The organism is Nocardioides sp. (genome assembly GCF_050246775.1).
Lineage (GTDB): Bacteria > Actinomycetota > Actinomycetes > Propionibacteriales > Nocardioidaceae > Nocardioides.
In genome coordinates this window covers 1060720-1086645 of record NZ_JBFWVK010000001.1, presented here as the reverse complement: position 1 = coordinate 1086645, position 25926 = coordinate 1060720, and the positions used below count along the sequence as shown (strand labels likewise).

Annotated in this window: 20 protein-coding genes; 13 read left to right on the top strand and 7 right to left on the bottom strand. The window is 69.2% G+C overall.

Translation table 11 applies throughout. From position 1 onward, the window contains the following. Positions 1 to 81 precede the first annotated feature (81 nt). Complete coding sequence (locus tag AB7I40_RS05085; RefSeq protein ID WP_428347927.1) at positions 82 to 1581, bottom strand: ABC transporter substrate-binding protein; 1500 nt, start codon at positions 1579 to 1581, stop codon at positions 82 to 84. 205 nt (positions 1582 to 1786) lie between these two features. On the opposite strand from AB7I40_RS05085, the gene AB7I40_RS05080 reads away from it, so the two are divergent. From AB7I40_RS05080 to AB7I40_RS05060, 5 genes are all read left to right on the top strand, one after another. Further along, positions 1787 to 2605 carry a flavin reductase family protein gene (locus tag AB7I40_RS05080; RefSeq protein ID WP_428343960.1) on the top strand — a complete coding sequence of 273 codons (819 nt, stop codon included), beginning with the start codon at positions 1787 to 1789 and terminating at the stop codon, positions 2603 to 2605. 17 nt (positions 2606 to 2622) lie between these two features. Then, entirely contained in the window at positions 2623 to 3558 is a 936-nt protein-coding gene (locus AB7I40_RS05075; protein WP_428343959.1) for a fumarylacetoacetate hydrolase family protein, read from the top strand. Positions 3559 to 3681: 123 nt separating this feature from the next. Continuing rightward, on the top strand, positions 3682 to 4338 hold the full coding sequence (locus AB7I40_RS05070) for a hypothetical protein (protein WP_428343958.1): 657 nt from the start codon (positions 3682 to 3684) through the stop codon (positions 4336 to 4338). 27 nt (positions 4339 to 4365) lie between these two features. Next, entirely contained in the window at positions 4366 to 5691 is a 1326-nt protein-coding gene (locus AB7I40_RS05065; protein ID WP_428343957.1) for an FAD-binding oxidoreductase, read from the top strand. A gap of 101 nt (positions 5692 to 5792) precedes the next feature. After that, on the top strand, positions 5793 to 7937 hold the full coding sequence (locus AB7I40_RS05060) for a septum formation family protein (protein ID WP_428343956.1): 2145 nt from the start codon (positions 5793 to 5795) through the stop codon (positions 7935 to 7937). Positions 7938 to 8000: 63 nt separating this feature from the next. Here AB7I40_RS05060 and AB7I40_RS05055 read toward each other — a convergent pair whose 3' ends face one another. Continuing rightward, positions 8001 to 8138 carry a hypothetical protein gene (locus AB7I40_RS05055; protein WP_428343955.1) on the bottom strand — a complete coding sequence of 46 codons (138 nt, stop codon included), beginning with the start codon at positions 8136 to 8138 and terminating at the stop codon, positions 8001 to 8003. A gap of 253 nt (positions 8139 to 8391) precedes the next feature. Here AB7I40_RS05055 and AB7I40_RS05050 point away from each other — a divergent pair, with 253 nt between their 5' ends. Together AB7I40_RS05050 and pntB are read left to right on the top strand one after the other, a co-directional pair. Further along, positions 8392 to 9927, top strand: coding sequence for a Re/Si-specific NAD(P)(+) transhydrogenase subunit alpha (locus AB7I40_RS05050; protein WP_428343954.1), 1536 nt, complete (start codon positions 8392 to 8394; stop codon positions 9925 to 9927). Between the two features lie 28 nt (positions 9928 to 9955). Next, a complete protein-coding gene (gene pntB / locus AB7I40_RS05045) occupies positions 9956 to 11374 on the top strand; it encodes a Re/Si-specific NAD(P)(+) transhydrogenase subunit beta (protein ID WP_428343953.1) in 1419 nt (472 codons plus the stop codon). A 35-nt stretch (positions 11375 to 11409) separates the two neighbouring features. On the opposite strand, the gene AB7I40_RS05040 is transcribed toward pntB, so the two are convergent. Genes AB7I40_RS05040 through AB7I40_RS05020 form a run of 5 tightly spaced genes read right to left on the bottom strand, consistent with a single transcriptional unit; the run spans position 11410 to position 16012 of the window. Then, positions 11410 to 11808, bottom strand: coding sequence for a hypothetical protein (locus AB7I40_RS05040; protein WP_428343952.1), 399 nt, complete (start codon positions 11806 to 11808; stop codon positions 11410 to 11412). A gap of 26 nt (positions 11809 to 11834) precedes the next feature. Continuing rightward, entirely contained in the window at positions 11835 to 12341 is a 507-nt protein-coding gene (locus tag AB7I40_RS05035) for a hypothetical protein (RefSeq protein ID WP_428343951.1), read from the bottom strand. 7 nt (positions 12342 to 12348) lie between these two features. Further along, entirely contained in the window at positions 12349 to 13638 is a 1290-nt protein-coding gene (locus tag AB7I40_RS05030) for an ABC transporter permease (protein ID WP_428343950.1), read from the bottom strand. After that, positions 13635 to 14414: an ABC transporter ATP-binding protein gene (locus tag AB7I40_RS05025; protein ID WP_428343949.1), complete on the bottom strand. Its 780-nt coding sequence runs from the start codon at positions 14412 to 14414 to the stop codon at positions 13635 to 13637. Before AB7I40_RS05025 ends, AB7I40_RS05030 begins: the two co-directional genes overlap by 4 nt. Continuing rightward, positions 14411 to 16012: an efflux RND transporter periplasmic adaptor subunit gene (locus AB7I40_RS05020; RefSeq protein ID WP_428343948.1), complete on the bottom strand. Its 1602-nt coding sequence runs from the start codon at positions 16010 to 16012 to the stop codon at positions 14411 to 14413. Before AB7I40_RS05020 ends, AB7I40_RS05025 begins: the two co-directional genes overlap by 4 nt. A 182-nt stretch (positions 16013 to 16194) precedes the next feature. On the opposite strand from AB7I40_RS05020, the gene AB7I40_RS05015 reads away from it, so the two are divergent. The 6 genes from AB7I40_RS05015 to AB7I40_RS04990 all read left to right on the top strand — a co-directional run bounded on the left by AB7I40_RS05015 (position 16195) and on the right by AB7I40_RS04990 (position 25889). After that, positions 16195 to 16914 (top strand): response regulator transcription factor, encoded by a 720-nt coding sequence (locus AB7I40_RS05015; RefSeq protein ID WP_428343947.1) that lies wholly within the window; start codon positions 16195 to 16197, stop codon positions 16912 to 16914. Continuing rightward, positions 16914 to 18326 (top strand): sensor histidine kinase, encoded by a 1413-nt coding sequence (locus AB7I40_RS05010; protein WP_428343946.1) that lies wholly within the window; start codon positions 16914 to 16916, stop codon positions 18324 to 18326. The genes AB7I40_RS05015 and AB7I40_RS05010 overlap by 1 nt, the downstream gene beginning before the upstream one ends. A gap of 65 nt (positions 18327 to 18391) precedes the next feature. After that, positions 18392 to 19315, top strand: coding sequence for an ATP-binding cassette domain-containing protein (locus AB7I40_RS05005; protein ID WP_428343945.1), 924 nt, complete (start codon positions 18392 to 18394; stop codon positions 19313 to 19315). Further along, on the top strand, positions 19312 to 19992 hold the full coding sequence (locus AB7I40_RS05000) for an ABC transporter ATP-binding protein (RefSeq protein ID WP_428343944.1): 681 nt from the start codon (positions 19312 to 19314) through the stop codon (positions 19990 to 19992). Before AB7I40_RS05005 ends, AB7I40_RS05000 begins: the two co-directional genes overlap by 4 nt. 12 nt (positions 19993 to 20004) lie before the next feature. After that, entirely contained in the window at positions 20005 to 23211 is a 3207-nt protein-coding gene (locus AB7I40_RS04995; RefSeq protein ID WP_428343943.1) for an FtsX-like permease family protein, read from the top strand. After that, the gene (locus AB7I40_RS04990) at positions 23211 to 25889 is read left to right on the top strand and encodes an ABC transporter permease (protein ID WP_428343942.1); all 2679 of its coding nucleotides are present in this window, start codon (positions 23211 to 23213) and stop codon (positions 25887 to 25889) included. Before AB7I40_RS04995 ends, AB7I40_RS04990 begins: the two co-directional genes overlap by 1 nt. The last annotated feature ends 37 nt before the right edge of the window (positions 25890 to 25926 follow it).

The window sequence follows — 25926 nt, the reverse complement described above, 5'->3', positions numbered from 1 at the left end:
GCCCGGTTTTCGTGTGTCCATCAGTGAGTCGGAAACCCAAAGCCGGGACCGCCTGGTGAGGCGATCCCGGCTCTGGAGGTGCTACTTGGTGAGCCCGAGCCTGCGGGTCTCGAACGGCGGTGCGTAACCCAGGTAGCGGACGTTCTCGAGTCCGGTGACCTGCGAGCTGCCGATGAGCCCGAGACCGACGTTGCACAAGGGGATGTTGACCGGCTGCTCGGTCAGCACCTTGTTCAGCTCCTTGAAGGCGGCATCGCGCTCTGCCCCGGGCGGAGTCGTGTTGGCCTTGTCGTAGGCGGCCTTCGCATAGTCCGGGACGCCTCCGCTGATCGGGTCCGTCTCGATGTTCTGGCGGACGATGGAGCTTGCGTCACCCACGGCGAACGCGAAGGTGCTGACGTCGTACTTGCCGGTCAGCCAGGCGCCGATCACGGCGGGGTAGGTCGCCTGCTGTTCGATCTTGACCGTGACTCCGGCATCCGCCAGCTGCTGCTGGGGCACCTCGGCGATCGTCACCATGGTGGCGAACGAGAGGAAGGTCAGGTCGAGGTCGCTCTCGCCCGCATCCGCCAGGAGCGACGTGGTCTTGTCAGTCTGCGCGGCGAGCGAAGCTTCGTCGTCCAGGGACTTGTCGAAAGCCGGATCGACCGGGGCGACGAGCTGACGCGTCGGCGTGCTCATGTCCGGGAAGGCCGTGCTGCAGAACTGGGTGCGGTCGATGCCGACGCTGATCGCCTCACGGACTGCCGGGTCGGACATCGGTGAGCCGGGGGTTCCGTTGACTCGCAGGCCGAAGGTCTGCACCTGTGGCTCGTAGAAGGACTGGAACTTGCCGGAGTCGGTGAGCTGCTTCGCGTCGTCGAACTGGCCGGTGTTGATGTAGGTGACGTCGAGCTGTCCGGCCTTGACTGCGTTGAATCGCGAGTTCTGGTCGGGGATGCCGCTCAGCTCGATCGTCTTGGCGAGACCCGAGGTCTCGTCCCAGTGATCGGCGACCCGGTTGAAGACGACCTTCGACTGGGTGGCGTCGCCGAGGGTGTACGGGCCCGAGCCGGCGGGATCCGTTGCCAGATTGTCCATGTGGGCCGGGTCAACCACGGATGACAGGCGGGGGTCGTTGGCGAGGTCGGACACGAAGGAGAACGCCGGACCGGCGAAGGAGAACTTGACGGTGGTGTCGTCGACCGCTGTCACGCTGGTGAGGTTCGCCAGCAGCGGCGCGACAAGGGAGGCCTTGTCGGTCTTGGCCCGCTCCATGCTGGCCTTGACAGCGTCCGCGTTGACGGGCGCGCCGTCTGTGTTGAAGACGGCGTCGTCACGAAGGGTCATGGTCAGCTCGGTGCCGTCGGCGTTGTACTCCCACTTGGTGGCGAGCATGGCCTCGGGCTGGAAGTTCTCGTCGAGCTGCACGAGCTGGTCGTAGAGCTCGGGCAGCGTGTAGTTGCCTTGGTTGCCCGGATTCTGAATCGGGTCGAAGGTCATCGGGACGCTGTCGATGCCCACGCGCAGCGTGGCGTCCCGGTCGATCTCCCCGCTGGCTGTCGAGGCGCCCCCGTCGCCCGAATCCGAGCTGCAACCCACAAGTGACAGGGTCAGCGCACACGCAACCGCGACGGCTGCCAGTGCCTTTCGGCGCACTGAGCTCCGAGACTCAAAGGTACGGTTCACAAGGTCCTCCAGTTGTACGTCTCGACAGGGAAGTGGTGACGGCCCGGCAGTTGCCTACGGACGACCCCAAACGCTGTATTGCAAATTGATTCCGCTGTACGGAATTGCCTGAAACGGTATGGGTGTGACGTGGGTCATGTCAACAGTAGTGGCGGGGATCAGGAAGTCGGGGCGGGAGCGGCCACCCAGACCCGTCGTGTCGCCATTGGTAGGAGAGCTCCTCGGCCAGGGCGGTGACGGAGCCGCGAGCAATAATGTGATCACATATGACGGGAGGTCCGCGTTCGCCCCCCGATTCCTGCTGCTGGCGGCGAGTTTCAGGGTCTGGAGGTCCGCCTGGACGGCTCCCTTGACGTATGACGAGGGACACACTAGTTTTACGGAATCAGTTTCCGACAGGTGGAATGACATGACTATTGCCCCAGAGCGGCGAGTTGCTTTTGAGTCTGACCGCGACCCCGTTGCAAGCCAAGACTTCCGGCGTGTGCTGGGCCATCTCCCGACCGGGGTCGTGGTCGTATCCAGCCGGACTGCCAGCGGAGTGGTCGGCATGGCGGTCAACTCGATCACCTCGGTGTCGCTCAACCCCCGCCTCGTCTCGATCTGCGCAGCGACCTCGTCCAGCACCTGGCCGCAGATCCGCCGCGCGGGCCGCTACTGCATCAGCATCCTGGCGGACCATCACGAGAGCGCCAGCCGCCAGTTCTCGAAGCCCGGCGACCGGTTCGCGGGCCTCACCTGGCACGAACGCAAGGGCGGTCCCGCCCTCGACGACGCGGTGGCATGGCTCGATTGCGAGCTGTACGCCGAGTACGCCGCCGGCGACCACACCATCGCCGTCGGTTCCGTGATCGATCTGGGCGCGGTGGACGACCGCCGCGCCCTGGTTCTGTTTCGTGGCACGTACGGGCAGTTCGTGCCCAACGGCCAGTCCTGAGAGAGGAAACACACAAAGTGAAGCTGCTGTTCTTCGATGACTTCCGGCTCGGCGCACTCCGCGGAGAGGAGGTCGTCGACCTCACGCCAGCCGTCGAGGAGTTCGCCGACCGCTCACCCCAAGACTTGATGAGGGCCGTGATCGAGGGCTGGGACGCCCTGAGCGACCGCCTCCAAGCGGCCCTGGAGGCGGGGACCGGAGTGCCGCTGAGCTCGGTGCGCGTGCGACCGCCGGTGCCGCAACCTCTGAACATCGACTGCATGGCCCGCAACTACATGGAGAACGGGACACTCCCTGAGCCGCCTCCCATCAACGGGTTCCCCAAGACCCCGAACTCGATCATCGGACACGGGGACACGATGGTTCTGCAGGACATCCCCGCGAGTGTCTTCGAGGGCGAGGCCGAGTTGGCGATCGTCATCGGAAAGCGGGCGCAGAACGTGCCGGCCTCCGAGGCCTACGACTACATCTTCGGATACATGAACCTCATCGACGGCTCGGCGCGAGGGATCGGGCCGCGGCAGAACGCGTTCTATCAGATGAAGTCGCGCGAGACCTTCTGCCCGATCGGCCCCTACCTGGTCACCGCCGATGAGGTCGAGGACCCCCAGAACCTCTCGGTGAAGCTGTGGACCAACGGCGAGCTGATGCAGGACTTCAACACCAACGACATGGCCTATGACATCGCCAAGAGCATCGAGTTCGTCACCTCGTTGCACACCCTCGAGCCGGGAGATGTGATTGCCACCGGCACCAACCACCGCGGGCTCCACCCCTTCATGGATGGCGATCTCGTCGAGCTTGAGGTGGAAGGCCTGGGCCGCCTGGGGATCGATATCCGCGACGACCTCAAGCGCACCTGGAAGCGCGAGACTCGCCACGACCGTGCGGAAGCCGGCCTGGAAGGTGTCTCACCGCAACTGACTGGCAAGTACGCCCCCGGCGAAGCCTGAGCTGTGCGCGTACTTCGAGTTCTGGAAGGCCGGAGCGGGGTTGAGTTCGGAGACGGCTTCCTGCCACATCGAGACGCCCGCGACAAGGGCCCGAGCGACGTCATACCGTCGACGGCCTTCTGGATGACGCGGGCGGCTCGGGCCGAGATCCCGAGCCCGAGCACGCTGGGTGCACACATGGTCCTGGTGCTGTCGGGTGAGGTGCGAGTCTCGGCTGCCGGTCACGATGCCGCGGTCCTCGGACCCGGCGACGTGATCTGTGCCGAGGTGAGCTCCCCAGGGGCTCTGGACCTGGCATGGGACGGACACGCGTGGCTGTGCTTCGTGCTCACCCCGGGGTGGTCTCCCGAGCCGGGGGACAACGAGGCACGACCAGACCCGGTACGACGCACCGGGCGTCCGTTGCTCACCTGGATCTACGACGATGGCGGCTCCTCCCGATCCGAACCGTTCACGTGGCCAGCAGCTCTGGCGCCGGTGCCACCGACCGAGGCCTGGCCGAAGTCGCGTGGCTCCTTCGTCACCCGGCGCGACTATGGCGAAGACGGCTACTCCTCAGGCGTCTGGCACAACGGACCCCGCTCGCAACTGGGCTTCACGCTCAACGGCAGAGCGGAGAACGAGACGGGGGACGGAACTGTGACGCGTCCCGTCGCCGGCGACATGGCCTACATCGACGACGTCACAGGCCGCGGCCACGTGACGCGGGGGCTGGGCGATCGGTGGATGTTGTTCGTGACGGTCGCGCCCGAACACCTGCGGTTCACCCCTGAGAGCTGACCGATGGAACCTGAAGGAAGTGGGCCGATGACACCGCAGTGCGAGACGTTCCGGCGCGGCGACTCTGGCTACGAGAGCGCCCGCCGAGCCACGTGCCGCAATCTGCACCTCCCGGATCGTTACCCGGACCTGATCGTGAGAGCCACCAGCGAGGCAGACGTGGTCGAGGCTGTGCGCATGGCCAAGGCCAACGACTGGAAGATCGGCATCCGCTCCGGGGGGCACAGCTGGACGTGCAACCACGTGCGTGACGGCGGTCTGTTGCTGGACCTGTCCCAGCTGGACACGGTCACCCTCGACACTGAATCCATGACCGCTGTCGTTGGGCCGGGGGTCCGCAGCAACGAGCTCGACGGACTCCTTGCCCAGCACGACGTCTTCTTCCCGGTGGGGCACTGCGAAGGCGTCGGACTGGGGGGATATCTCCTGCAGGGCGGCTTCGGCTGGAACTCACGCGCAGTCGGGATGGCCTGCGAGAGCGTGCTGGCCATCGACTACGTGGACGGAGATGGGGTCGTGCGACACGCAAGCCCCGGCGAGAACGCGGACGTCTACTGGGCAGCACGCGGCGCCGGTCCCGGCTTTCCCGGCATCGTCACTCGCTTCCACCTCCGGCTCCACCGCCGTCCACCTGTGATCGGCGGACGCCTGGCCATCTATCCACTCGAGAGCCTCGAGGAGATCCTGCACTGGGCTCACACGGTCGGGCCCGACGTCGCGACCTCGGTGGAACTGATGTTCGTGGTGTCGCGCCGACTTCCGTTCACTGGCGCCCCAGGCATCGTGGTCATCTCAGCAGCGTTCGCCGACACCCTGGAGCAGGTGGAGGTTGATCTGTCCTTCCTGGAGACGAGGCCTCCCGGAGCGGGCGATGTCCCGCCCTTCCGGGTGATGTCGCTGGCGGCCCTGACTCAGGAGACCATGGCCTTCCTGCCCGAGGAGCACTTCCACGTCGTGGACAACGTGTGGACGCATGCGTCGGCTGAACAGCTTCTGCCGGTCCTGCAAGGCATCGTCGACAAGCTTCCACCGGCTCCGGCTCACCTCATCTGGATGAACTGGTGGCCCAAGTTGGCCCGCGCCGACATGGCCTACTCACTGGAGGACCAGACCTATGTCGCGCAGTACGGCCTGTGGAGTGACCCGAGCGATGAGGCGGCTGTCACGAGCTGGGTGATGGATGGGATGGCCGAGCTGGCGCCGTACTCCACCGGCATCCAGCTCGCCGACGAGAATCTCGCCCGGCGCGATGCTCCCTTCATGGCGGCGGCGAACCGAGAACGCCTTGAGCGCATCCGCACCGAGGTCGACCCGGGGCTGAGGTTCCACTCCTACGGCCACGCTGACGCGTAGCGGGACTTCGAGCCTGCCCGACGCCTGGGCGAACATCCGCGCCGGTGATAACGTCGCGGCTAACTCGGTGGATCTCATCGCGGAATGCCGGGGGGACGACAGTGAACCGTCAAGCAGGCACACGACGCCCGTCTCGGGTGTCCATCGCGCTGCTCGTGTCCGTCGCGCTGGTGGCCGCAGTGCTGTCGTTGCTGGGTGCCGAGTCGGCATACGCGGGGGCGAACTACCAGCAGCCCAAGGTCGGGCAGTGTCGCCAGCTCACCGGGGCGCAGTCGCGCGCGGCCACCAATTCAACCAGGCCGATCAGGTGCTCGGCTTCGCACACCGCCCAGACGGTGGGCGTGGGAATGCTGTCGGCCAGGACGGCGAGGTCGTCGAAGTCGAAGATCAGGCTGGTCCAGCAGCGCACGTGTCAGCGGCTCTTCAACGGCTACGTCGGGCGCAGTACGGCGGCCCGCGCCATGTCAGCTTTCACGCTGCGGGTCTTCTCACCGACACCGGCCCAGAAGCGACATGGCGCACGATGGTTCCGCTGCGACGCAGTGCTGCCGCGCTCGGGCTCCCTGACGCCGATCCGCACGACCCGACGCCCGCTTCTGTCCAGTCCCACCCCGACGAACCAGGCGCTGTGCCAGACCTCGGCGGGTGCGGCCACCACGTGCGATGCCAAGCACACCTACAAGGCCACCAGGGCCTGGTCGATCCGGGCCACGGCGTACCCCGGAGCGGTGGCCGTTCGGCAGGCCGCGCGGAGCGGTTGCGACTCCAGGGTCAGCACGACCCGTTTCCGCTACGACGCCCCGACGGCTGCCGAGTGGCAGGTGGGCAGGCGCTACGTCGTCTGCTTCTCGGTGCACCCCGTGCCACCGACCCCGACCCCCGATCCGCTTCCCCCCACCACCACCCTCGTGGTTCCGCCGGGGAACGTGCCGGTCGGTACGGTGGTCGACCTCACCGGCCTGGCCACCGACGACCAGGCGGTCGCGGCTGTCACGCTGACGGTGCGCAACGCCAGCGGTCTCTACCTCCAAGATGACCTGGTCACCTTCGCGGCCACCGCGAACACGTTGCCCGCTCCGGTGGTCACCGCGGGTGGGCTGGGGACTGCCTCGATGAGTTGGCGGATGAGGCTCGGCGGCAGCCTTCCGGTGGGCACCTATGCCGTTGCGGTGACGGTGCGTGACTCCGAGGACCTGTCCGTGACGGTCAGTGACACCCTCGTCATGGTGGCTGCCCCCGACACCACCAGGCCGACCGTCTCGTTGAGCAGCCCACCCGCCAACCTCACGACGACGGCGAGCCTGGTGATCAGTGGCGCGGCTGCCGACAACGTTCAGGTCAGCCAGGTCGTTGTCCAGGTGCGCAACTCCGGTGGGCAGTACCTCCAGGACAACCTGGCCACCTTCGGGGCGTCCAATCCTGACGGACTCCCGGTGAACCCCACCGGTCTGGGCACCTCGAGTGTCAGCTTCGGCCTCGACGCCGGGACCCGAGCCGTTGGCAGCTACACCGTGCAGGTGACGGCGACCGATGGCGCAGGCAACGTGAGCACCGTGCTGACGAGAGCGGTGACGGTGTCCGCCGTCACCGGTGCCTCGGAGGTCTACTTCGCGATGAACGAAGCACCGAACGCGGTCACCATGACAGACACTGGCTCGAGCAATCTCAACCTCGCTGGTGTGATCGACCAGGATGGCCTCGACACCGGGGTCGAGGTCGACGGCGCGACCGGCTACGCGTGGCTCTTCACCTCCCCCGAGGCCCCGCCGGCCAAACCTGAGCGAGTGATCCAGGTCCCGGACAATGCCGCGCTGGATGCGGGCAGCGACACGTTCACCGTCGAACTCCGCTACCGCACGTCGAACAGCTTCGGCAACGTGATCCAGAAGGGACAGTCAGGCTCGGTCGGTGGCCAGTGGAAGATCCAGCAGCCCGGCGGCTACCCGTCCTGCCTGTTCAAGCGTCGGACCGACAACGTGGACTACCAGATCTCCACGCAGTCGACCGTCGACTTCAGTGTCGGCAGTTGGCACACACTGAAGTGTGTGCGGTCAGGCAACAACGTGACCATGTTCGTCGACGGTGTCTACAACTCCCAGAAGAACGCGGCAGCGGGGGTCACCATCGGGACCATCGCCAACAACGTGCCGCTGACGATCGGTGGCAAGATCAACTGCGACCAGATCACCACGACCTGCGACTACTTCACCGGCAACATCGACTACGTGCGACTGACCCACGGCTGAAATGGCAACTGCCGGACCAGCAGGTGCGGGTCCGGCAGCATCTTCTTCAAGAGTGCTGAGTGCTCAGGAGTCCCAGCCGCGTTGGGCGGCACGGTACTCCCGGCGCAGGCTGGGACTGGCCGACTCCAACTCCTTGTCGAACTTCCGCTGCGAACGGTGCTTCTCCAACCGACGGAGCAACGACTCCACCTTGCGCGACACTGGCTTTCTCCACTTCGACGTAACTTGACGAGGCCCCTTTGCCTCTTACCCAAGAGTAGGAGGTCGGCGACTGGAACCCCAATCCAGGAGGCCTCGCGGCGGGTGATCTCACGCACACCTTGCGGGGGTCAAATGTCACGGGAGATTGCGCAGGGGCGATGATCCGTGGTGTGTTGCCGATCACAGACTGATCGGTAACCTGCGAAGCGCCGGGATCATCAGGCAACCGCCGCCACGAGAATCGGAGTCAGCGTTGATCATCGGGATCCTGAAGGAAGCCCGTCCGGGCGAGACCCGGGTGGCTGCGACGCCTGCGACCGTGACCCAGTTGGTGGGTCTGGGCTATGAGGTGGTGATCGATGCTGGTGCGGGTGCGGCGTCGAGCTTCACTGATGAGGCGTTTGTGGCGGTCGGCGCGACGGTCGGTACGGCGACGGATGCGGAGGTCGTGTTCGGGGTGAATGCTCCCTCGAGCGCCCAGTTGGATGCGCTGCGGCCCGGTGCGACCCTGGTGAGCCTGTTGTCGCCTGGGCTCGATCCGGAGCTGGTGGCGGATCTGGCACGGCGTCCGATCACGGCGTTGGCGATGGATGCGGTGCCGCGGATCTCGCGGGCGCAGTCGTTGGATGTGCTCTCCAGCATGGCGAACATCGCGGGCTATCGCGCGGTGGTGGAGGCTGCCCATGTCTTCGGACGGTTCTTCACCGGTCAGGTGACCGCGGCCGGCAAGGTGCCGCCGGCCAAGGTCCTGGTGTGTGGCGCCGGTGTCGCTGGGCTGGCCGCGATCGGGTCGGCCGGCAGCATGGGCGCGATCGTGCGCGCGACCGATCCGCGCCCGGAGGTGGCCGACCAGGTCCGGTCGCTGGGTGGGGAGTACCTCTCGGTCGAGGCGGCCGATGTCGAGGTCTCGGCGACGGGGTATGCGAAGGAGATGTCTCAGGACTACAACGCCCGGGCGGCGGCGTTGTACGCCGAGCAGGCACCTGACGTCGACATCATCATCACCACCGCGCTGATCCCGGGGCGCCCGGCGCCCACGTTGATCACCGCGGAGATGGTGGCCTCGATGAAGGCCGGCAGCGTGATCGTGGACATGGCGGCCGCCAACGGTGGCAACGTCGAGGGAACGGTGAAGGATGAGGCGGTGGTGACCGAGAACGGGGTCACCATCATCGGCTACACCGATCTCGCAGGTCGGTTGCCCGCGCAGGCCTCGCAGCTCTACGGCACCAACCTGGTCAACTTGATGAAGCTGATGACGCCGGGCAAGGACGGCGAGCTGGTCCTGGACTTCGACGATGTCGTCCAGCGCACCATCGCGGTGGTCCGCGACGGCGAGCTGACCTGGCCACCGCCCCCGGTGGAGGTCTCGGCAGCACCGCCTGCGGCCGCCGCGCCCGTCGCGCCGGCCGCCCCGGTCAAGGCGCCGCTCTCGACGGGTCGTCGGGTCGGCACCGCTGGGGTGGCCGGGGCGCTGCTGTTCCTCCTGGCCGCGTTCTCGCCGGCCGCGTTGTTGGGTCACCTGACGGTGTTCGTGCTGGCCATCGTGATCGGCTACTACGTGATCGGGCACGTGCATCACGCGTTGCACACCCCGTTGATGTCGGTGACCAATGCGATCTCGGGGATCATCGTGGTCGGCGCGCTGCTGCAGATCGGGCACACCGAGTCGGACGGGGGCACGACCATCACGGTGCTGGCCTTCGTCGCGATCCTGCTGGCGAGCATCAATGTCTTCGGCGGGTTCGCGGTGACCCGCCGCATGCTCGCGATGTTCTCCCGATCCTGACGACCGGTCCTGAAGAGAGTGTGAAGAGATGACTGTCGAGACCGCTGCGCAGGCCGCCTACATCGTGGCTGCGCTGCTGTTCATCCTGGCCTTGGCCGGGTTGTCGAAGCACGAGACGGCCCGGTTGGGCAACGCGTTCGGGATGGCGGGCATGGGGCTGGCCCTGGTCGCGACCATCGCGTTGGCGATCGAACGAGACCTGTCCAACACGGGACTGGTGCTGTTGGTGGTCGCGATGCTGGTCGGTGCCGCGATCGGGCTGCAACGCGCCCGGGTCGTGGAGATGACCGGGATGCCCGAGCTGATCGCGCTGCTGCACTCCTTCGTGGGTCTGGCTGCGGTCCTGGTGGGCTGGAACGGCTACCTGCTGGTCGAGGGTGACCCGGGCGGCCTCGAGGCCAGTGTCCTGGACTCCCTCGACACCCTCGGGATCCACCACGCCGAGGTCATGATCGGGGTCTTCATCGGCGCGGTCACCTTCACCGGCTCGATCGTGGCGTTCCTCAAGCTGTCCGCGCGGATCAAGTCCAGCCCCCTGGTGCTACCCGGCAAGAACCTGCTCAACCTCGGCGCCCTCGCGTTGTTCGCGGTGCTGACCGTGTGGTTCGTCATCGATCCCCAGCTGTGGCTGCTGATCGCGGTCACCGTCATCGCGCTGCTGCTCGGGGTGCACCTGGTCGCCTCGATCGGCGGCGGCGACATGCCGGTGGTCGTCAGCATGCTGAACAGCTATTCCGGGTGGGCGGCGGCCGCGTCGGGGTTCCTGCTCGAGAACGACCTGCTCATCATCACCGGCGCCCTCGTGGGATCGTCCGGTGCCTACCTGTCCTACATCATGTGCAAGGCGATGAACCGCTCCTTCATCTCCGTCATCGCCGGCGGGTTCGGGATCGAGGCCGGGCCCGGTGATGACAAGGACTACGGCGAGCACCACGAGATCACCGCCGAAGGCGCAGCCGAGCTCCTCGCCGCCGCCGACAGCGTGATCATCACCCCCGGCTACGGGATGGCGGTGGCCCAGGCCCAGCACGGTGTCGCCGAGCTGACCCGCAAGCTCCGCGAACGCGGCACCACGGTCCGCTTCGGGATCCACCCCGTCGCCGGACGCCTCCCGGGACACATGAACGTGCTCCTCGCCGAGGCCAAGGTGCCCTACGACATCGTGCTCGAGCTCGACGAGATCAACGACGACTTCGCCGACACCGCGGTCGTCCTGGTCATCGGCGCCAACGACACCGTCAACCCCGCCGCCACCGAAGACCCCACCAGCCCCATCGCAGGCATGCCCGTCCTGACCGTCTGGGAGGCCCACGACGTCATCGTCTTCAAACGCTCCATGGCCTCGGGGTACGCCGGCGTCCAGAACCCACTCTTCTACCGCGACAACACCGCCATGCTCTTCGGCGACGCCAAAGACCGCGTCGAAGACATCCTCCGCGCCCTCTGAGCGCGGCTGCCCTTGGTGGCGTCCCGGCAGAACCTCTAGTTCTGGCCGGGGGGCTGCGGCATCTCGAGGCCGCACGCCTCGAGGGCTTCCTGCACCTCAGGGTCCTGGAGCGCTCCGAGATTGCCCCCGGCAGCGTCAGAGGGCAGGTCCGTGGGCACGTCGCTGGGCAGATCGCTGGGCAGATCGCTGGGCAGATCACTGGGCAGATCACTGGGCCGGCCGGTAGGCAGGACGTCGTCCAGCCCGGCAGCGTCGAGACACGCCTGGATCTTCTCGATCTCAGCGGTGTCGAATCCACCGGGACCGCCGGTGGGGGAGCTGGCGTTCTCGGTCGGGGACTCGGTGCTGCCATCGGGCTCGTCGCCACCGCACCCGGCGAGGGCCAGCAAGGCGGCCAGTCCGAGTGCAGCGATCGCGTTGCGTGTCGTGTTCACTGACGGTTGATCCTTTCGGTTGACGGTCATCGCAGGGTGACCTCGTCGGCCACCAGTCGACCGCTGTCGAGGTTTCCGGAGACATCCACGCGATCGCCTTCTCGCACGCGGGTGATGTCGGTCCGGCTTTCGCGTATGGCTCTCGTGTCCTGGCTGACGTCGACACGGTGCCGCTCGCCGCCCAGGTCCTCCACGGTCCAGACGGTGCCGCGAACCTTCACGACCGTGCCGATGACGGAGTCGGTCTCGGCCGCGTCGGACGGACCGTCGGTGGTGGGGGCTGAGCCACCCAACGCGGGAAGGCCCCCCTCAGGCAGCCCGGCCGGGAGTTGGGCACCGGGAAGACCGGCGGGACCGGTAGCCGAGGCAGTCTCGGAGCCGGTGCCGAACTGCTTCTGCACCACGGCTCCCCCGAGGAAGCACAGGGCGCCGGCCAGGATGACGACCAGGACGGTCCGCAGTCGCGATCGGCGTACGGGGGTGGCCAGCCATTCTTCGTCCAGCATCGAGTTGTTGACGGCGGTGTTCGTCATGGGTTCCTCACTCATAGCGCAGGGCTTCGATGGGGCGTAGTGCCGCCGCCCGGTTGGCCGGGTAGAGGCCGAAGAAGAGGCCGATCAGGATGGCGACACCGAAGGCAAGGACCACGGAGTACGGCGCGACCACTGGTTGTACGCCGACGATCGTGAAGCGCGAGCCGATCAGGCCGGCGGCCACGCCCACCACCCCGCCGAAGAGGGAAAGCAGCACAGCCTCGGCCAGGAACTGGCCGATGATGTCGGATCTGCTGGCGCCGACCGCCTTGCGGATGCCGATCTCGCGGGTCCGCTCGGTCACCGTGACAAGCATGATGTTCATGACCCCGATCCCGCCGACCAACAGCGAGATCGCGGCCACGGCACCGAGCAGGACGGTGAACGTCTCGTTGGAGGACGTGGCGGCCTCGAGGATCGACGACGCGCTGGTGACGCTGTAGTCGCGATTCGCGGAGCTCACGTCGTGGCGGGCGTCGAGCAGCGCCTGGACCTCGTTCTGCGCAGCGCTCACGTCCTCGGCGGAGGTGGCCTTGACGGAGATCGAGCTCAACGCTCCATAGCCCGACAGGGTGTCCTGGACCGAGGTCGCCGGTGCAATGACCCGGTCGTCGGAGTCCTGGGGCCCGGTGCTGCCCTTCTCGGCGAGCACGCCGACGACTTCGAACTGGAAGCCGTTGAAGGACACCATCTTCCCGACGATGCTGCTCACGTCGGAGCCGGCGAGCTCTTCGGCGACGGTCTGGCCGAGCAGCGCAACGCGACGATGGGCGGTGTAGTCCTCGTCGGTGAACGCGGAGCCGTACCGGACCTCGGTGTTGTCGATGGCCAGATAGGCGGGGGTCGTGCCCGTGAAGGTGTTGACGTCGTGAGCGGCACCCTCGAAGGTCGCGGTGACCGAGGTGGCGTTGACCACTGGCGCCAAGCCGAGCACGTGGTCGGCCTCGTCGCTGGTAGCCAGGGCCTCCGCGTCGGCCATGGTCAGCTCGGCGGCCCGGCTCGAGGTGGCGTTCTGGCTGGTGGTGGTGTCCGCACCTGCGAACGGCCCTCCCGGAAAGCCCCCACCGCCGCCGCCCGGGAAACCTCCGGAGCCGCTGGCGCTCGCGGTGATGGTCAGGGTGTTGCTGCCCAGGGCACCGATCGAATCCTGGACGGCTCTGCTCGAGCCGGTGCCCACCGCGACCAGGATGATGACGGCGGCGACCCCGATCAGCACGCCGAGCGTGGTCAGCGCAGACCGGGTCTTGTTGGCGGTGACGCCCTGCCAGGCGAAACGGCCGGTCTCAGTGAGGTTCATCGCACGTCGGCCTCCGCCCGGTGCTGGGCGTCGGTCTGGGCCGCCTGCCACCGCGGAGGTGGTTGGTCGACGTCGACCTGACGGGTGTCGGACACGATCCGGCCATCGGACATCCGAATGATGCGCTTGGCGTGGTGGGCCACCTCGTCCTCGTGCGTGATGACCACGAGGGTGCGGCCACTCATGGCGAGGTCGTCGAACAGGGCCAGCACGTACGCCGTGCTGTGGCTGTCGAGAGCGCCGGTGGGTTCGTCGGCCAGGAGGAGCACCGGGTCGGTCACGATGGCGCGGGCGACGGCGACCCTCTGCTGCTGTCCACCTGACAGTTCGGAAGGCACGTGCGTGGCGCGCTCGGCAAGGTCGACCCGGGCGAGGGCCGCGGAAGCACGTCGGGCCCGTTCCGCGGCTCGGACGCCGGCGTAGGCCAACGGGAGCTCGACGTTGCGTTGCGCAGTGGTCCTTGCGATGAGGTTGAAGCTCTGGAAGACGAAGCCGATCTTCCGGTTGCGGACCAGCGACAGCTGCCGCTCCTCGAGGCGTCGTACGTCGATGCCGTCGAGCAGGTAGCGGCCCGAGGTGGCGACGTCGAGGCAGCCGATGATGTTCATCAACGTCGACTTGCCCGACCCGGACGCGCCCATGATCGCGACGTAGTCACCGTGCTCGACGCGCAGGTCGACCCCGTCCAGGGCACGAACCTCGGCCTCGCCGTGCCCGTAGACCTTGTGTACGGCGGTCAGGTCGAGGACCGGACGTCGAGGGACGAGGTGGTTCATCCCAGCCCCCCGAGTCCGCCGCCGCCGGGGAACGTGAAGTCGGCCGGGGCCTCGGACTGCGCCGGGAGGACCACCTCGTCGCCGTCGGCGAGACCGCTCAGGATCTCGGTGTACGTGTCACCCTCCAAGCCCGTGACGACCACAGCGGTGCTGCTCTCGCCGTCGCTGCTCAGCACAGTCGCGGTGGTGCGGTCGCCGACCGTGGTCAAGGCGCTCGCCGACACTCGTACGACGCCCTGCTTGGTGCCGGTGGTGATGACGACCTGGGTGCTCTGACCGAGCTTGACGCCCGAGGCGTCGTCGAGGGTGACCGTCACGCCGTACTCCACGACGTTGTTGGTCACGGTCTCGATCGTGTCCACCGCCGACACCGAGCCGGCGACCTCCTTGCCCGATGCCGACAGAGTAACGACCGCAGCCTGCCCGAGGTGGACGTCGGCGATGTCAGCCTCGGCCACATCGGCCGTCACCTGCAGCGCGTCCGTGCCGGTCAGGGTGACGAACCCGGTCGTCGTCGTGGTGGCCGCCGCGGTGCTCGTCCCGGTCGTCGAGGAGCTGGCGGAGCTCGACGTGCTCGAGGACGGTTCACCGACAGTGCCGTTGACGTGAGCGACCGTGCCGGCCACGGGTGCCCGCAGCACGGTCTGGTCGAGCGTGGTCTGCGCCTGGGCGACGGAGACCTGAGCGCTGTCGATCTGTGCCTGGGCTGCGTCGATGGCGCTGGCGCGAGGTGCCTGTCGGTTCACTGCGACGCCAGCCTTGGTGGCAGCCAGGCTCGCCTGAGCGGCAGCGACCTGGTCGTGGGCCGAGGCGACCTGCTGCCGGGCCTGAAGCAGTGCCGAGTCGCGGCTGGTGCGTGCGGTGATCAGTGCCGAGCGTGCCGTGTCCACGGCTGCCTGGGCGGAGACGACCGCCTGGCGGTTCTCCGGAGTCGGCGCGGCCTGATAGGCAGCCCGGGCGGCGCGCAGCGTGGTGAGCGCTTCGGCGAGGCCGTCCTCGGCGCGCGAGACGGCCGCGTTCTGCTGGCGCCGGGTCAGGTCCAGGGTCTGCTGAGCCGCACGAAGGCTGGTCCGGGCGCTGTCGACCGAGACCTCAGCCTGGTCGACCGTGCTGCCGTCACGGGCCTGTTCCTGGGCGGTCTGCCCCTGCGTGGCGCTCTCGTAGGCAGCCTGGGCAGAGGCGAGCTGGGTGCGAGCCTGCTCGAGGGACTGTCGAGCGGCCGTCGGGTCGACCCGGGCAAGGACCTGCCCCTTGCGCACCTTGCCACCTGGCTTGACCAGGATCGCGGTGACGATGCCGCCGGTGCCCTGGAAGTCCACGTTGACGGTGGTGCCCGCGGCGATGTTCCCGTTCGCCGACACGGTGGCCGTCACCTCGCCGGTGTCCACCGTCGAGGTCTGGGTGGCGGTCGTCGGGTCACTCCCGTTGCCGCGGAGGGTCCACGCGATGAGCGCGATCACGAGCAGGACGGCGGCGGCGATGACGAGATTGACGATCAGACCGGCGCGGCCGGCGAAGCGGCGCCGCCTCGGCGGCGCCGGCTCATCGTCCTCGGACCTCGAGCCGGGAAGGACGCTGGTTGAGTCCAGGTTGGTCATGCGGGGAATCTTGGCCCGGCAATCTCCGAACCCCCTGCGACGAGGCTGGGAGTTCGCTGGGAACCGGGTTGCCGCGGTCGGAGGTTCACAGGAAACTGCCAGCGAGTTCCCAGCCTGGTGCCAGCGGCGTGCGCCATCCTCGAATGCGGTTGGTCGCGCGGTGCGAGTGAGTGGGGGAGTGCATGGCAGTCATCACCCCGAACTCGGTGGTGCCGGGGACCAGGCTCCTGGTGGTCGAGGACGAGCCGGCAATCCAGGACATGTTGGCGATGAGCCTGGCCTTCGTGGGGTACGACGTCGTCCGCGCCGGCACCGGCTCCCAGGCGGTGGCACATGCAGATGCGGGCAGGATCGACCTGGCCCTCGTGGACGTCATGCTGCCCGACACCGACGGGTTCGCCCTGCTGCGGCGGCTGCGCCAGACGCACCCGGACATGGCCGCGGTGTTCGTGACCGCTCGTGACGCACTGGAGGATCGGCTCACTGGGCTCACCCTCGGCGGCGACGACTACATCACCAAGCCCTTCTCCCTCGAAGAGGTCGTCGCCCGGGTCGGTGTGGTGCTCCGTCGTACCCAGCCCGCGGCGGAGTCCGAGCCGAACCGGCTCACCCACGCCGACCTCGTCCTCGACGAGGACCGCCACCAGGTCCACCGAGGCGACCGGTTGATCGCCCTGTCGCCGACCGAGTTCTCGTTGCTGCGGTTCCTGATGCGCAACGCCGGGCGAGTGATGAGTCGGGCGCAGATCCTGGACCACGTCTGGCACTACGACTTCAACGGGAACTCCGGGGTCGTGGAGTCCTACATCAGCTATCTGCGCCGCAAGGTCGACGTCGTCGACCCCCCACTCATCCACACCATTCGCGGCGTGGGCTACGTGCTGCGCGCCCCAGGTGCCTGATGGGTCAGCCGATGCGCGGACTGTCGATCCGCGCCCGGCTCGTGCTCGGCATGGTGCTGCTGGTCTCGATGGGACTGGCGGTGACCAACGTCTCGGGCATCGTGTTGATCAGGTCCTACCTGATCGAGCGGGTCGATAGCCAAGTCGGTGCGATCGCACCGAACCTCGACCGGAACCCGCCGCCCGACGCACCGAAGGACCTGTGCGCCAACCCTCGCGATCCACAAGGTCTGCGCAGTGACTTCCTCCTGCTGGTCCTGGACGCTGACGGAGCCGTGGCCTGCTCGCTGGGTCCGGATCTCGCAGGGACCGCCCCATCGTTCGACGGGGTCGACCTGGCCGGGAACGATGAGGTCGTCACCGTGCGCTCGCTCGACGGCGACACCCGGTGGCGGGTGCGGGCCACCGTCGACGACGCCACCCAGCAGACCGTCGTCCTGGCAGTGTCGCTCGCCGACGCGGACGCCACCGTCGCCCGGCTGACCCGGCTTTCCCTGCTCATCAGCAGCCTCGTCCTGATGCTCACCGCTGTCGCTGCCTGGGTCATCGCCCGCATCGGGCTACGGCCGCTGGAACGCATCGAGGAGACCGCGGAGCGCATCGCCGCCGGCGACCTCACCGAACGCGTGCCGACCTACCGCCAGCGCACCGAGGTCGGGAGGCTCGCCCACGCACTCAACGGGATGCTGGGCCAGATCGAGCGGGCATTCTCGGCCAGCACCGAGTCCGAGACCCGACTTCGACGCTTCGTCTCGGACGCGAGCCACGAGCTGCGCACGCCGGTCGCCGCGATTCGCGGGCATGCCGAGATGTGGCGCACCGGGATCAGCGACGACCTCGACACCATCATGGGACGCATCGAGTCAGAGTCCCTGCGCATGGGTGATCTCGTCGACGACCTGCTGTTGCTCGCGCGCTTGGACCAGTCCCGCCCCCTCGAGCAGGAACCGGTCGACGTCCTCACGCTGGCCACAGATGCCGTCATCGACACCCAGGCCCTGCAGCCGGACCGCCTGGTCACCCTGAAGGCCGACCCCGGCGACACTGCGCCGGTCGTGATCGGCGACCAGTCGCGGTTGCGCCAGATCCTGGCCAACCTCCTCACCAACGCGCTCGCACACACTCCGGTCACCTCGCCGATCGAGGTCACCGTTCGGTCGCGTGGCCAGCACGTCGAGGTCTCGGTCCGCGACAGCGGCCCCGGGATGCCGCCCGACGTCATGGCCAAGGTGTTCGACAGGTTCTATCGGGTTGATCCTGGGCGAACTCGCGCCCACGGCGGCACCGGGCTCGGTCTGGCCATCGTCAAGGCCCTCACCGAGGCACACGACGGCACCGTGCGCTGCACCAGCACCGTCCAAGCAGGCACGACCTTCACGATCACGCTGCCCCTGGCCCCGAGTATCTCCTGAGGAACCCCCCGAGCGACGGTTAGCATCACCGGTGGGCGCACGAGCGATGCGGGGGAGGGATGCGGGTGGACCGACCAGGGCTGACACTGCCGACGGCCGCCCCGCGGGAGCCGGAGTTCGGGCACGACGCTCTGGTCGTGTGCGACAACGTGGTGCGGATCTTCCAGACCGAGAGCGTCGAGGTCCAGGCCCTGCAGGGTCTCGACCTCCTGGTGCACGAGGGCGAGATGGTCGCGATCGTCGGCGCCTCGGGGTCGGGCAAGTCGACCCTGCTGCACGTGCTCGCCGGTGTCGATGCCCCGACAGCGGGTCGGGCGCGGGTGGCCGGCCACGACCTCGCAGACATGGGACGCGCTGAGCGGGTGCACTACCGGCGCACCATCGTGGGGTTCGTCCGTCAACAGTCCTCCCAGAACCTGGTGCCCTACCTGACGGCAAGCCAGGTGGTGGACCTGCCCATGACGATCGCCGGGCTTGCCCGCAAGGTACGTCGTGCCCGCACGCAGGAGCTGCTCGAGACACTCGGGGTGAGCGACTGCGCCGATCGCCGACCCGACCAGATGTCGGGCGGCGAGCAGCAGCGGGTCGCGATCGCGGTCGCCCTGGCCAACCAGCCTCGTCTCCTGCTGGCCGACGAGCCGACCGGCGAGCTCGACAGCGACACGGCGGTGGAGGTGTTCGCCGCACTTCGCACGGCGAACCGCGAACTCGGTGCGACCGTCGTGATCGTGACCCACGACGCAGCGGTGAGTGGGCAGGTCGCGCGCACCGTGGCGATCCGGGACGGGCGCACCAGCAGCGAGGTGGTGCGCAGCGGCGGATCGGTCGGCACGCCGGGTGGGGCTGAGGAGTACGCCGTGATGGATCGGGCCGGCCGCGTGCAGGTCCCTCGGGAGTTCCGCGAGGCGCTCGCCCTCACCCGGCGGGTCCGCCTGACACTCGCGGAGAACCGCGTCGAGATCCGCTCGGACCGCGGCGAGGGAGCGTGAGCGTCGAGCCGATGATCGAGGTGCGTGGGTTGACCCGCACCTATGGTTCCGGACCCGCCACGGTCCATGCGCTGCGCGGGGTCTCCTTCGACGTCGCACCGGGCGAGATGGTGGCGGTGGTGGGACGGTCGGGGTCGGGCAAGACCACGCTGCTCAACCTGGTGGGCGGGCTCGACCGACCGGACGAGGGAACCGTGCGGGTCGGTGGCCTCGAGGTCACCGACCTGGATGAGCAGGGCCTGAGCAGGCTCCGGCGCGAGACGGTCTCCTTCGTCTTCCAGACCTTCGGGCTGATCCCGGCGTTGACGGCCGCCGAGAACGTCGGGATTCCGCTCCGCCTGCGTCGTACGCCGGTCGCCGAACGCGACCGGCGGGTCTCCCTGTTGCTCGACCTGGTGGGTCTGGGCGACCACGCGCTGCAGCGCCCGACCGAGCTGTCCGGTGGGCAGCAGCAACGGGTCGGGATCGCCCGCGCCCTGGCCGGCTCGCCGCGGCTGCTCCTCGCCGACGAACCGACCGGGCAGCTCGACGCGGAGACGGGACTCGCCGTGATGGCCCTGCTGCGCGCGGTCGTCGAGTCGGAGGGCATCACGGCGGTGGTGGCGACCCATGACGCAGTCTTGATGTCGCTCGCCGACCGGGTGCTGAGGATCGCCGACGGCCGGGTCGAGGGCTGACATGGTGCCCGTGTGCTGACTCTGGTCCTTCGGCGCGCGTTCGTGCAGCGCGGGCTGCTCGCGGCCGTCGTGCTGCTCCTCACCGCAGCCGCGAGCCTTGTCGGGGTCTGCTCGTTGCTGCTGGGGGTCACCCACGACCGCGCCTTCCACGAGGAGGCCCAACGGTTGCAGCCGCGGGACGTGGATGTGACGGCGTACCTCCTCGACCTCCGTGCCGGCGACCTCGAGCAGGGGCGCGACCAGGCGCAGGGGGTGGTGCGCACGGTCCTCGCCCCGACGCACCCTGACGTCACCACCATCACCACGGCGCCGATGCGTCGCATCGACGGGCTCGACGGCACCGACCGTCTGGGCTACCTGGTGAGCGACGACGCTCTTGCCGAGCACGCCGTCCTCACCTCGGGGCGCTGGCCGGCAGAGACCGGCGTGGGGCCGGTGTCGGCTGCGGTACCGCAGAGGACCGCCCGTCTCCTGGGCCTGGACCTCGGCGACCGTGTCACCCTGGGGTCAGAGGTCGGTCCTGGGGGAGTCGGCAACTCGATCACCGTCGTGGTCGTCGGCACCTTCCGTCCACGCTCCACGACGGGCTGGGAGACCGACCCGTTGTCCGGTGCCGGTTTCGACCCGACGTACAGCAACGGCACGGTGGCGGCGCCGGCTTTCGGTCCGTTCGCGGTCGCTGACGCCTCGTTCCTGGCGACCGGGTCGTCGGCCTCCGCGCTTCGGGTCACCGCCCACCCCGACCTCTCGCTCGTGGACGAACCCGCCCTGCGTGCCGCGGTGGACTCGCTCGAGGATGCCTCCGCGCTGCTGTCCTCACGGGTCAGCGGGCTGGCGGGGAGCACCCGGGTCGGTTCAGACCTCCCGCAGACCCTCGACCGGGTCCGTACCCAGCAGAGTGCGACCCGGGCGACGGTGCTCGTGGTCCTGCTGCTGGCCACCGGCCTTTCTGTTGCTGCGGCGCTGCTGGCCGGCCGGCTGGTCGCCTCGGTGAGGGAGGACGAGCGAGAGCTGCTGATCTCCCTCGGGCTCAGCCGCAGGCAGCAGGTGGTCACGGCGCTGCTGGAGGCAGTGCTGCTCGCGACGGTGGCGGGCCTGCTGGCCGTGCCCCTTGCAGCCGTGACCCACTCCCGCCTCACGCACCTGCCGGGGATGAGGGCGGCACAGCTCACCCAGTCACCCTCGTTCACGTGGGGGCTGGTGCTCGCGGCGCTGGCGGGTGCTCTGCTGCTCACGGTCGTCCTGGTCGTCACGGCCCAGACCGCGCTCACTGCCGCGGACCCGACCGCCCGGCGCTGGACGCTCGTGCGCTCCGGCCTCGACCTGCTGCTGGTGGCCGTGGCCGTGGTCGGCTGGTGGCAACTGCGCTCTCCGCCGTCCACCGGGGTGGTCCGCATCGACGCGATGCTGACCGTCGCACCGGTGCTCTGCCTCGCGGCAGCCACGGTCGTGGCGGTGCGCCTGGTGCCGTCCCTGCTCGGGACTGCTGCCAGCGCGACGGTCCGCTCGCCGGCACTGATAATCCCGCTGGCCGTCCAGCAGGCAGCACGACGGCCGCGCGCCGGGACCGCGATGGTGCTGCTCGCAGCCGCGGTCGCGACCGCCGTCTTCGGGCTGGCCCTTCAGGAGACCTGGGCGCAGTCCCAGGACGACCAGGCGGCGCTGCGGGTGGGCACCGACCTCTCCCTGACCCTCTCCGCTCCCCCCGGAGCGCAGGAGGCCGCCGCGATCGCCTCCGTGGCCGCAGCCGAGCCCGCAGACCGATCGCCCGCACCCGTGTTCTCGGTGGCCGTAGACCGCCCGCTCGCGCTAGGGCGCTTCGTCGGCGACGCCGACACCCGTCCGGTGCTCGTAGCAGTCGACACCGGGCACGCGGGGGCCCTGCTTCGAGGACGCCTCGAGGCGGGCACCACCTGGGCCGCGGTGGGTGCCGAGCTGGCTCCGGACGAGCCCGTGCACGGTCTGCGGCTTCCTGATGACGGCACCGGGATCGAGCTGCGAGGGACGGCGCCGGCCGGGGCAGTGCTCACGGTGACGCCGACCGCGGTGGTGCAGGACACGGTCGGGTTCCGACGCTCGGTGCTCGCCGGCCCGTTGCCATTGGACGGGCGCTCGCACCCCGTGGAGTGGCTGGAGCCGATCGGAGCAGGGCAGCGACTGCTCGGTCTTCGCCTCGACGTGGCCGGCACCCCGCCCGGCGATCCCAACGCGGACCCGGGCATCCAGCCGCCTGCCCGAGTGGGGGTGACGCTACGGCTCCCGGGTCGGGAGGTGTCGGATCGGGGCTCGTGGCAGGCGCACCCGCTGGAGAGCCAGAGCCCGGTGAGCCGTACGACGGTCTCGGTGGACGACACAGAGGACGGCATCGAACTGCGGACCACCGCCCGCATCGACCTCACCTACCTCCTCTACTCAGGTGCCTCGTGGCTGACGACCGAGTTCGCGACGCCATCGGAGGTCCCCGTCGCCGTGTCGCAGGAACTCGCGGACGCCATCGGCGCGAAGGTCGGCGGCACCCTCGCTGCGGTCGTCGAGGGCTCAGCCCTCCGGCTCGTGGTCACAGCGATCGTGCCGACGGTGCCGTCGGCCCCCGGTCAGGTGGCCGTGCTGGCCGACGCCGACACCGTCTCGCGCGCTCTCATCGGCGGCGGCTCGCTCGACCCGGTCGTCGACGGTTGGTGGGTGGGTCACCCCACTGCGGAGCTGACCGACGAGCTGCGCGCCCTGGACCTGGGCAACGTGACGACCAGGGACCACGTCAGCGACCAGCTCTCCCAGGGACCGTTGCGAGCCACGGTGCCGGCCGCCCTGCTGACGCTCGTGCTCGCCGCAGCCACGATGCTGCTCGCCGGCGTGGTCCTCGTGCTCAGCGCCGAACGGCAGGCTCGCTCAGCCGAGGTGGCGCGGCTGCGGGCACTCGGGTTCACCCGACGGGACGCCCGGCGACTGCTCCTGGCCGAGTACGGCGCGTTCCTGGTACCGCTGGTCCTGGTGGGGACGGTGGTGGGTGCGGTCGCAGCGGTTCTGCTGGGACCCCACCTGATTCGATCCGACCTGGGTGCCACCCCCATCCCTGGCGCGCTCGTCGCCTGGCCCCGGGTGGCCCTGGGACTTCTCCTCGGGGGACTGCTGCTCGGGTCGGTTGTCGTGACGAGTGTCATGACGGCCCACCTGGTCCGTCGCTCGGACCCGGCCGACCTGCGAGCCGGTGACCTGTGATGCCCAGATCCCGACTGCACACCGCGACGATCAGGGGGCGGGCGGCCAGCGCGCCTGGCCTCCTGGTCCTGATGGGACTGGTCGTGGCCCTGACGACTGCCTTGACGTCGGCCGTCGCGCCGCTCACCGACCGCACGGCGGACCGTGCCATCGCCGAGAACGTGCGTGCCGCCGGCCTCCACGGGGCCGTTGTCGCGACGCTGCCCGAGGGGTACGACGACCCGCGCGGCAAGACCCGCGATCCGCGCTCGGTTCCCGAGACGCGCCTGGCCGCGGACCAGGCGCAACAGACGCTGCCGGCGCCGCTGGCCGCCGTACTCCGCCCTGGGGTGGCGACGATCACGACGCCTGCACTTCAGCTGCTCGACGAAGGCCCCGGACGGTATCTGCGCCTGGCCTACATCGACACGCCCGGCGGGGCGCCCTCGGTGACTTACACGGCGGGTGGTCCACCTCGGGCGAGCACGGCGGCGTCCGGTGCCGGGCTGTGGCCGGTCCAGGTCGCCCTGTCGCAGGCCGCGGCGCGGGCACTCGGGGTCGGGCCGGGCGATCGCCTCTCGGCCGAGGACGAGCAGCATCGCCCGGTCGAGGTGCGGGTCAGCGGCGTGTACGCCGCGACCGAGCCCGGTGACCTCGCGTGGCAGGTGGAGCCTGAGCTCCTGAATCCGACTCGGGGCCTGTCTCAAGGGGTCCCGCACACGTCGGCGGCGGCCCTGGTCTCGCCGAGGTCGCTCCCGGACCTGCGACTCGCCGTCGCCGCTGACGCCCTGGACCACCGCGTCCTCTTCGTCCCAGAGCCCACGCGGGTGACGTGGAGCGACACGGCTGAGCTGGTGCGGGCGGTGGCGTCGCTGGAGGCGTCCGCGGGCCTGGCCGACGGTGAGATCTCCTGGGACAGCCTGCTCGGACGAGTGCTGCAGGACGCCCGCTCCCAGGTGGTGGCGGCCCGCGGCCAGGCACAGGTGCTCCTCGTGGGGCTGCTCGCCTGCGCGCTCCTGGTGCTCGTGCAGGCCGCGCAGTTGTTGGTGCGCCGCCGGATCGACTCGATCACGATGTCGCGAGAGCGCGGTGCCTCACTGTTCGGTGTCGGGCGCGAGCTCCTGGTCGAGGCAGTGGTCGTCGCGGTGGTCGGAGCGGCCCTCGGCCTGGCAACGACCTGGCTGCTCGTCGGGGCTCCTGGCTGGTCCACCGGCTGGGCCTGGGCCGTGCCGGTGGTCGTGGTCGCCGCACTGGCGGCTCCCGTGATGGGTGGCGCTGTCGCCGGCAGCGCAGCCGATGCCCGACGGGTGCCGGCCAACCGCTCTGCACGGCGTACGGCGGCCCGGGGACGGCGTCTGCTCAGGCTGGCCCTGGAGGTTTGCGTCGTGTCGGTAGCCGCGCTGTCGTTCGTGGCGCTTCGACAACGTGGCGTCACCGGCGCGGGTGACCAGGGCGCTGACCTGATGGTGACCGGGGTCAGCGTCTGGTGGGCGGTGGTAGGCGCCGTGCTGGTGCTTCGCCTGTTCCCGCCGGCCGTGCGGTTGGCGCTCCGAGTGACCCGCCGCACGACGGGGAGCGTTCGGTTCCTGGTCGCCGCCAGGCTCACCGCTACCGGCTCCAGGGCGCTTGCGCTGGTCGTGGTCTCGGTCGCGCTCGCGCAGCTCACCCTCGGTGTGGCTCTGGCAGCCACCGAAGAGCGAGGGCAGGAGGCCGGAGCACTCCTGGCGGTGGGAGGCGAGGCACGGCTCACCACGGCTCCGGACCCGGCGCTCGACGCAATCGCTCGCCAGATCGCCGGTCGGCCGGGGGTGGAGGTCGCAGCCGCGGGCCGCGTCGCCGAGGGTGTGCGAGCCTCCGCGAGACGGAGCGCGGACACCGTTCGCCTGGTCGTCGTCGACGCGACCGCCTACCGTGACCTGCTGGCCGCAAGTGCCCTTCCCGACACGCCACAGCTCGCGCTCCTGGACTCGGGAGGCGGTCCTCGGGTGCCAGCCCTGCTGCTGGGGGGTGACGCCGACCTGCGTGGCGACCTCTCCATCCGCTGGGAGGACAGCAGCGTGCCGCTGGAGGTCGTCGGGAGGGCGCCCCAGGTGAACGCATCCGTGGACCCCGTGATCGTGGTGGACGCCCAGGCCTTCGCCGACACGGGTGCCCTCGCTGTTCCGGACACCGTCTGGGCCGTCGGCCCGGGGGCCGCCTCGGCGATCCAGGAGGTCGCGCCGTCGTCGGGGTCGGTCGTGCTGTACAGCGACGTGCTCGCGGAGCGTCGGGATGCGCCGCTCGCCTCCGGACTCGTCCGGTTGGCTGCCGCATCGGCCGCGCTGTTGCTCCTGCTTGCGATCGTGGCAGTGGTGCTCGCGGCCGCCGTCGAGGCTCCCGGGCGGGCGGCCTCGCTGGGGCGACTGCGCGCGCTCGGGCTGCGCGACCGCGACCTGCGCCGGGTCCTGGTCGGCGAGCTTCTCGCCCCCGTGCTGGTCGCCTCGCTGACCGGCCTTGCTCTGGGGGTCGGATGCGCTGGTGCCATCTTCGGATCACTGTCCCTTCAGCAGATCACGGGTCAGGTGGACCCTCCCGGCCTGGTCGTCCCGTGGTGGACCGCCCTCGCCGGACTGATCCTCGTCGTCGTCGTCCTGACGGTGGCCGCCGTCGAATGGCGCCGCCTGCGCCGACGGGCCCTGGCTCAGCTGCTGCGCAGTTGAACGCTCCTCAGGTCCGGGGGCCGGTCCGAGGCGGGCG

Excerpts from the sequence above, each read along its gene's own strand:
- AB7I40_RS05080 (WP_428343960.1), top strand. The coding sequence starts at position 1,787 with ATGGGTGTGACGTGGGTCATGTCAACAGTAGTGGCGGGGATCAGGAAG.
- AB7I40_RS05070 (WP_428343958.1), top strand. The coding sequence starts at position 3,682 with ATGACGCGGGCGGCTCGGGCCGAGATCCCGAGCCCGAGCACGCTGGGT.
- AB7I40_RS05065 (WP_428343957.1), top strand. The coding sequence starts at position 4,366 with ATGACACCGCAGTGCGAGACGTTCCGGCGCGGCGACTCTGGCTACGAG.
- pntB (WP_428343953.1), top strand. The coding sequence starts at position 9,956 with ATGACTGTCGAGACCGCTGCGCAGGCCGCCTACATCGTGGCTGCGCTG.
- AB7I40_RS05035 (WP_428343951.1), bottom strand. The coding sequence starts at position 12,341 with ATGACGAACACCGCCGTCAACAACTCGATGCTGGACGAAGAATGGCTG.
- AB7I40_RS05030 (WP_428343950.1), bottom strand. The coding sequence starts at position 13,638 with ATGAACCTCACTGAGACCGGCCGTTTCGCCTGGCAGGGCGTCACCGCC.
- AB7I40_RS05025 (WP_428343949.1), bottom strand. The coding sequence starts at position 14,414 with ATGAACCACCTCGTCCCTCGACGTCCGGTCCTCGACCTGACCGCCGTA.
- AB7I40_RS05020 (WP_428343948.1), bottom strand. The coding sequence starts at position 16,012 with ATGACCAACCTGGACTCAACCAGCGTCCTTCCCGGCTCGAGGTCCGAG.
- AB7I40_RS05015 (WP_428343947.1), top strand. The coding sequence starts at position 16,195 with ATGGCAGTCATCACCCCGAACTCGGTGGTGCCGGGGACCAGGCTCCTG.
- AB7I40_RS05010 (WP_428343946.1), top strand. The coding sequence starts at position 16,914 with ATGGGTCAGCCGATGCGCGGACTGTCGATCCGCGCCCGGCTCGTGCTC.
- AB7I40_RS04990 (WP_428343942.1), top strand. The coding sequence starts at position 23,211 with ATGCCCAGATCCCGACTGCACACCGCGACGATCAGGGGGCGGGCGGCC.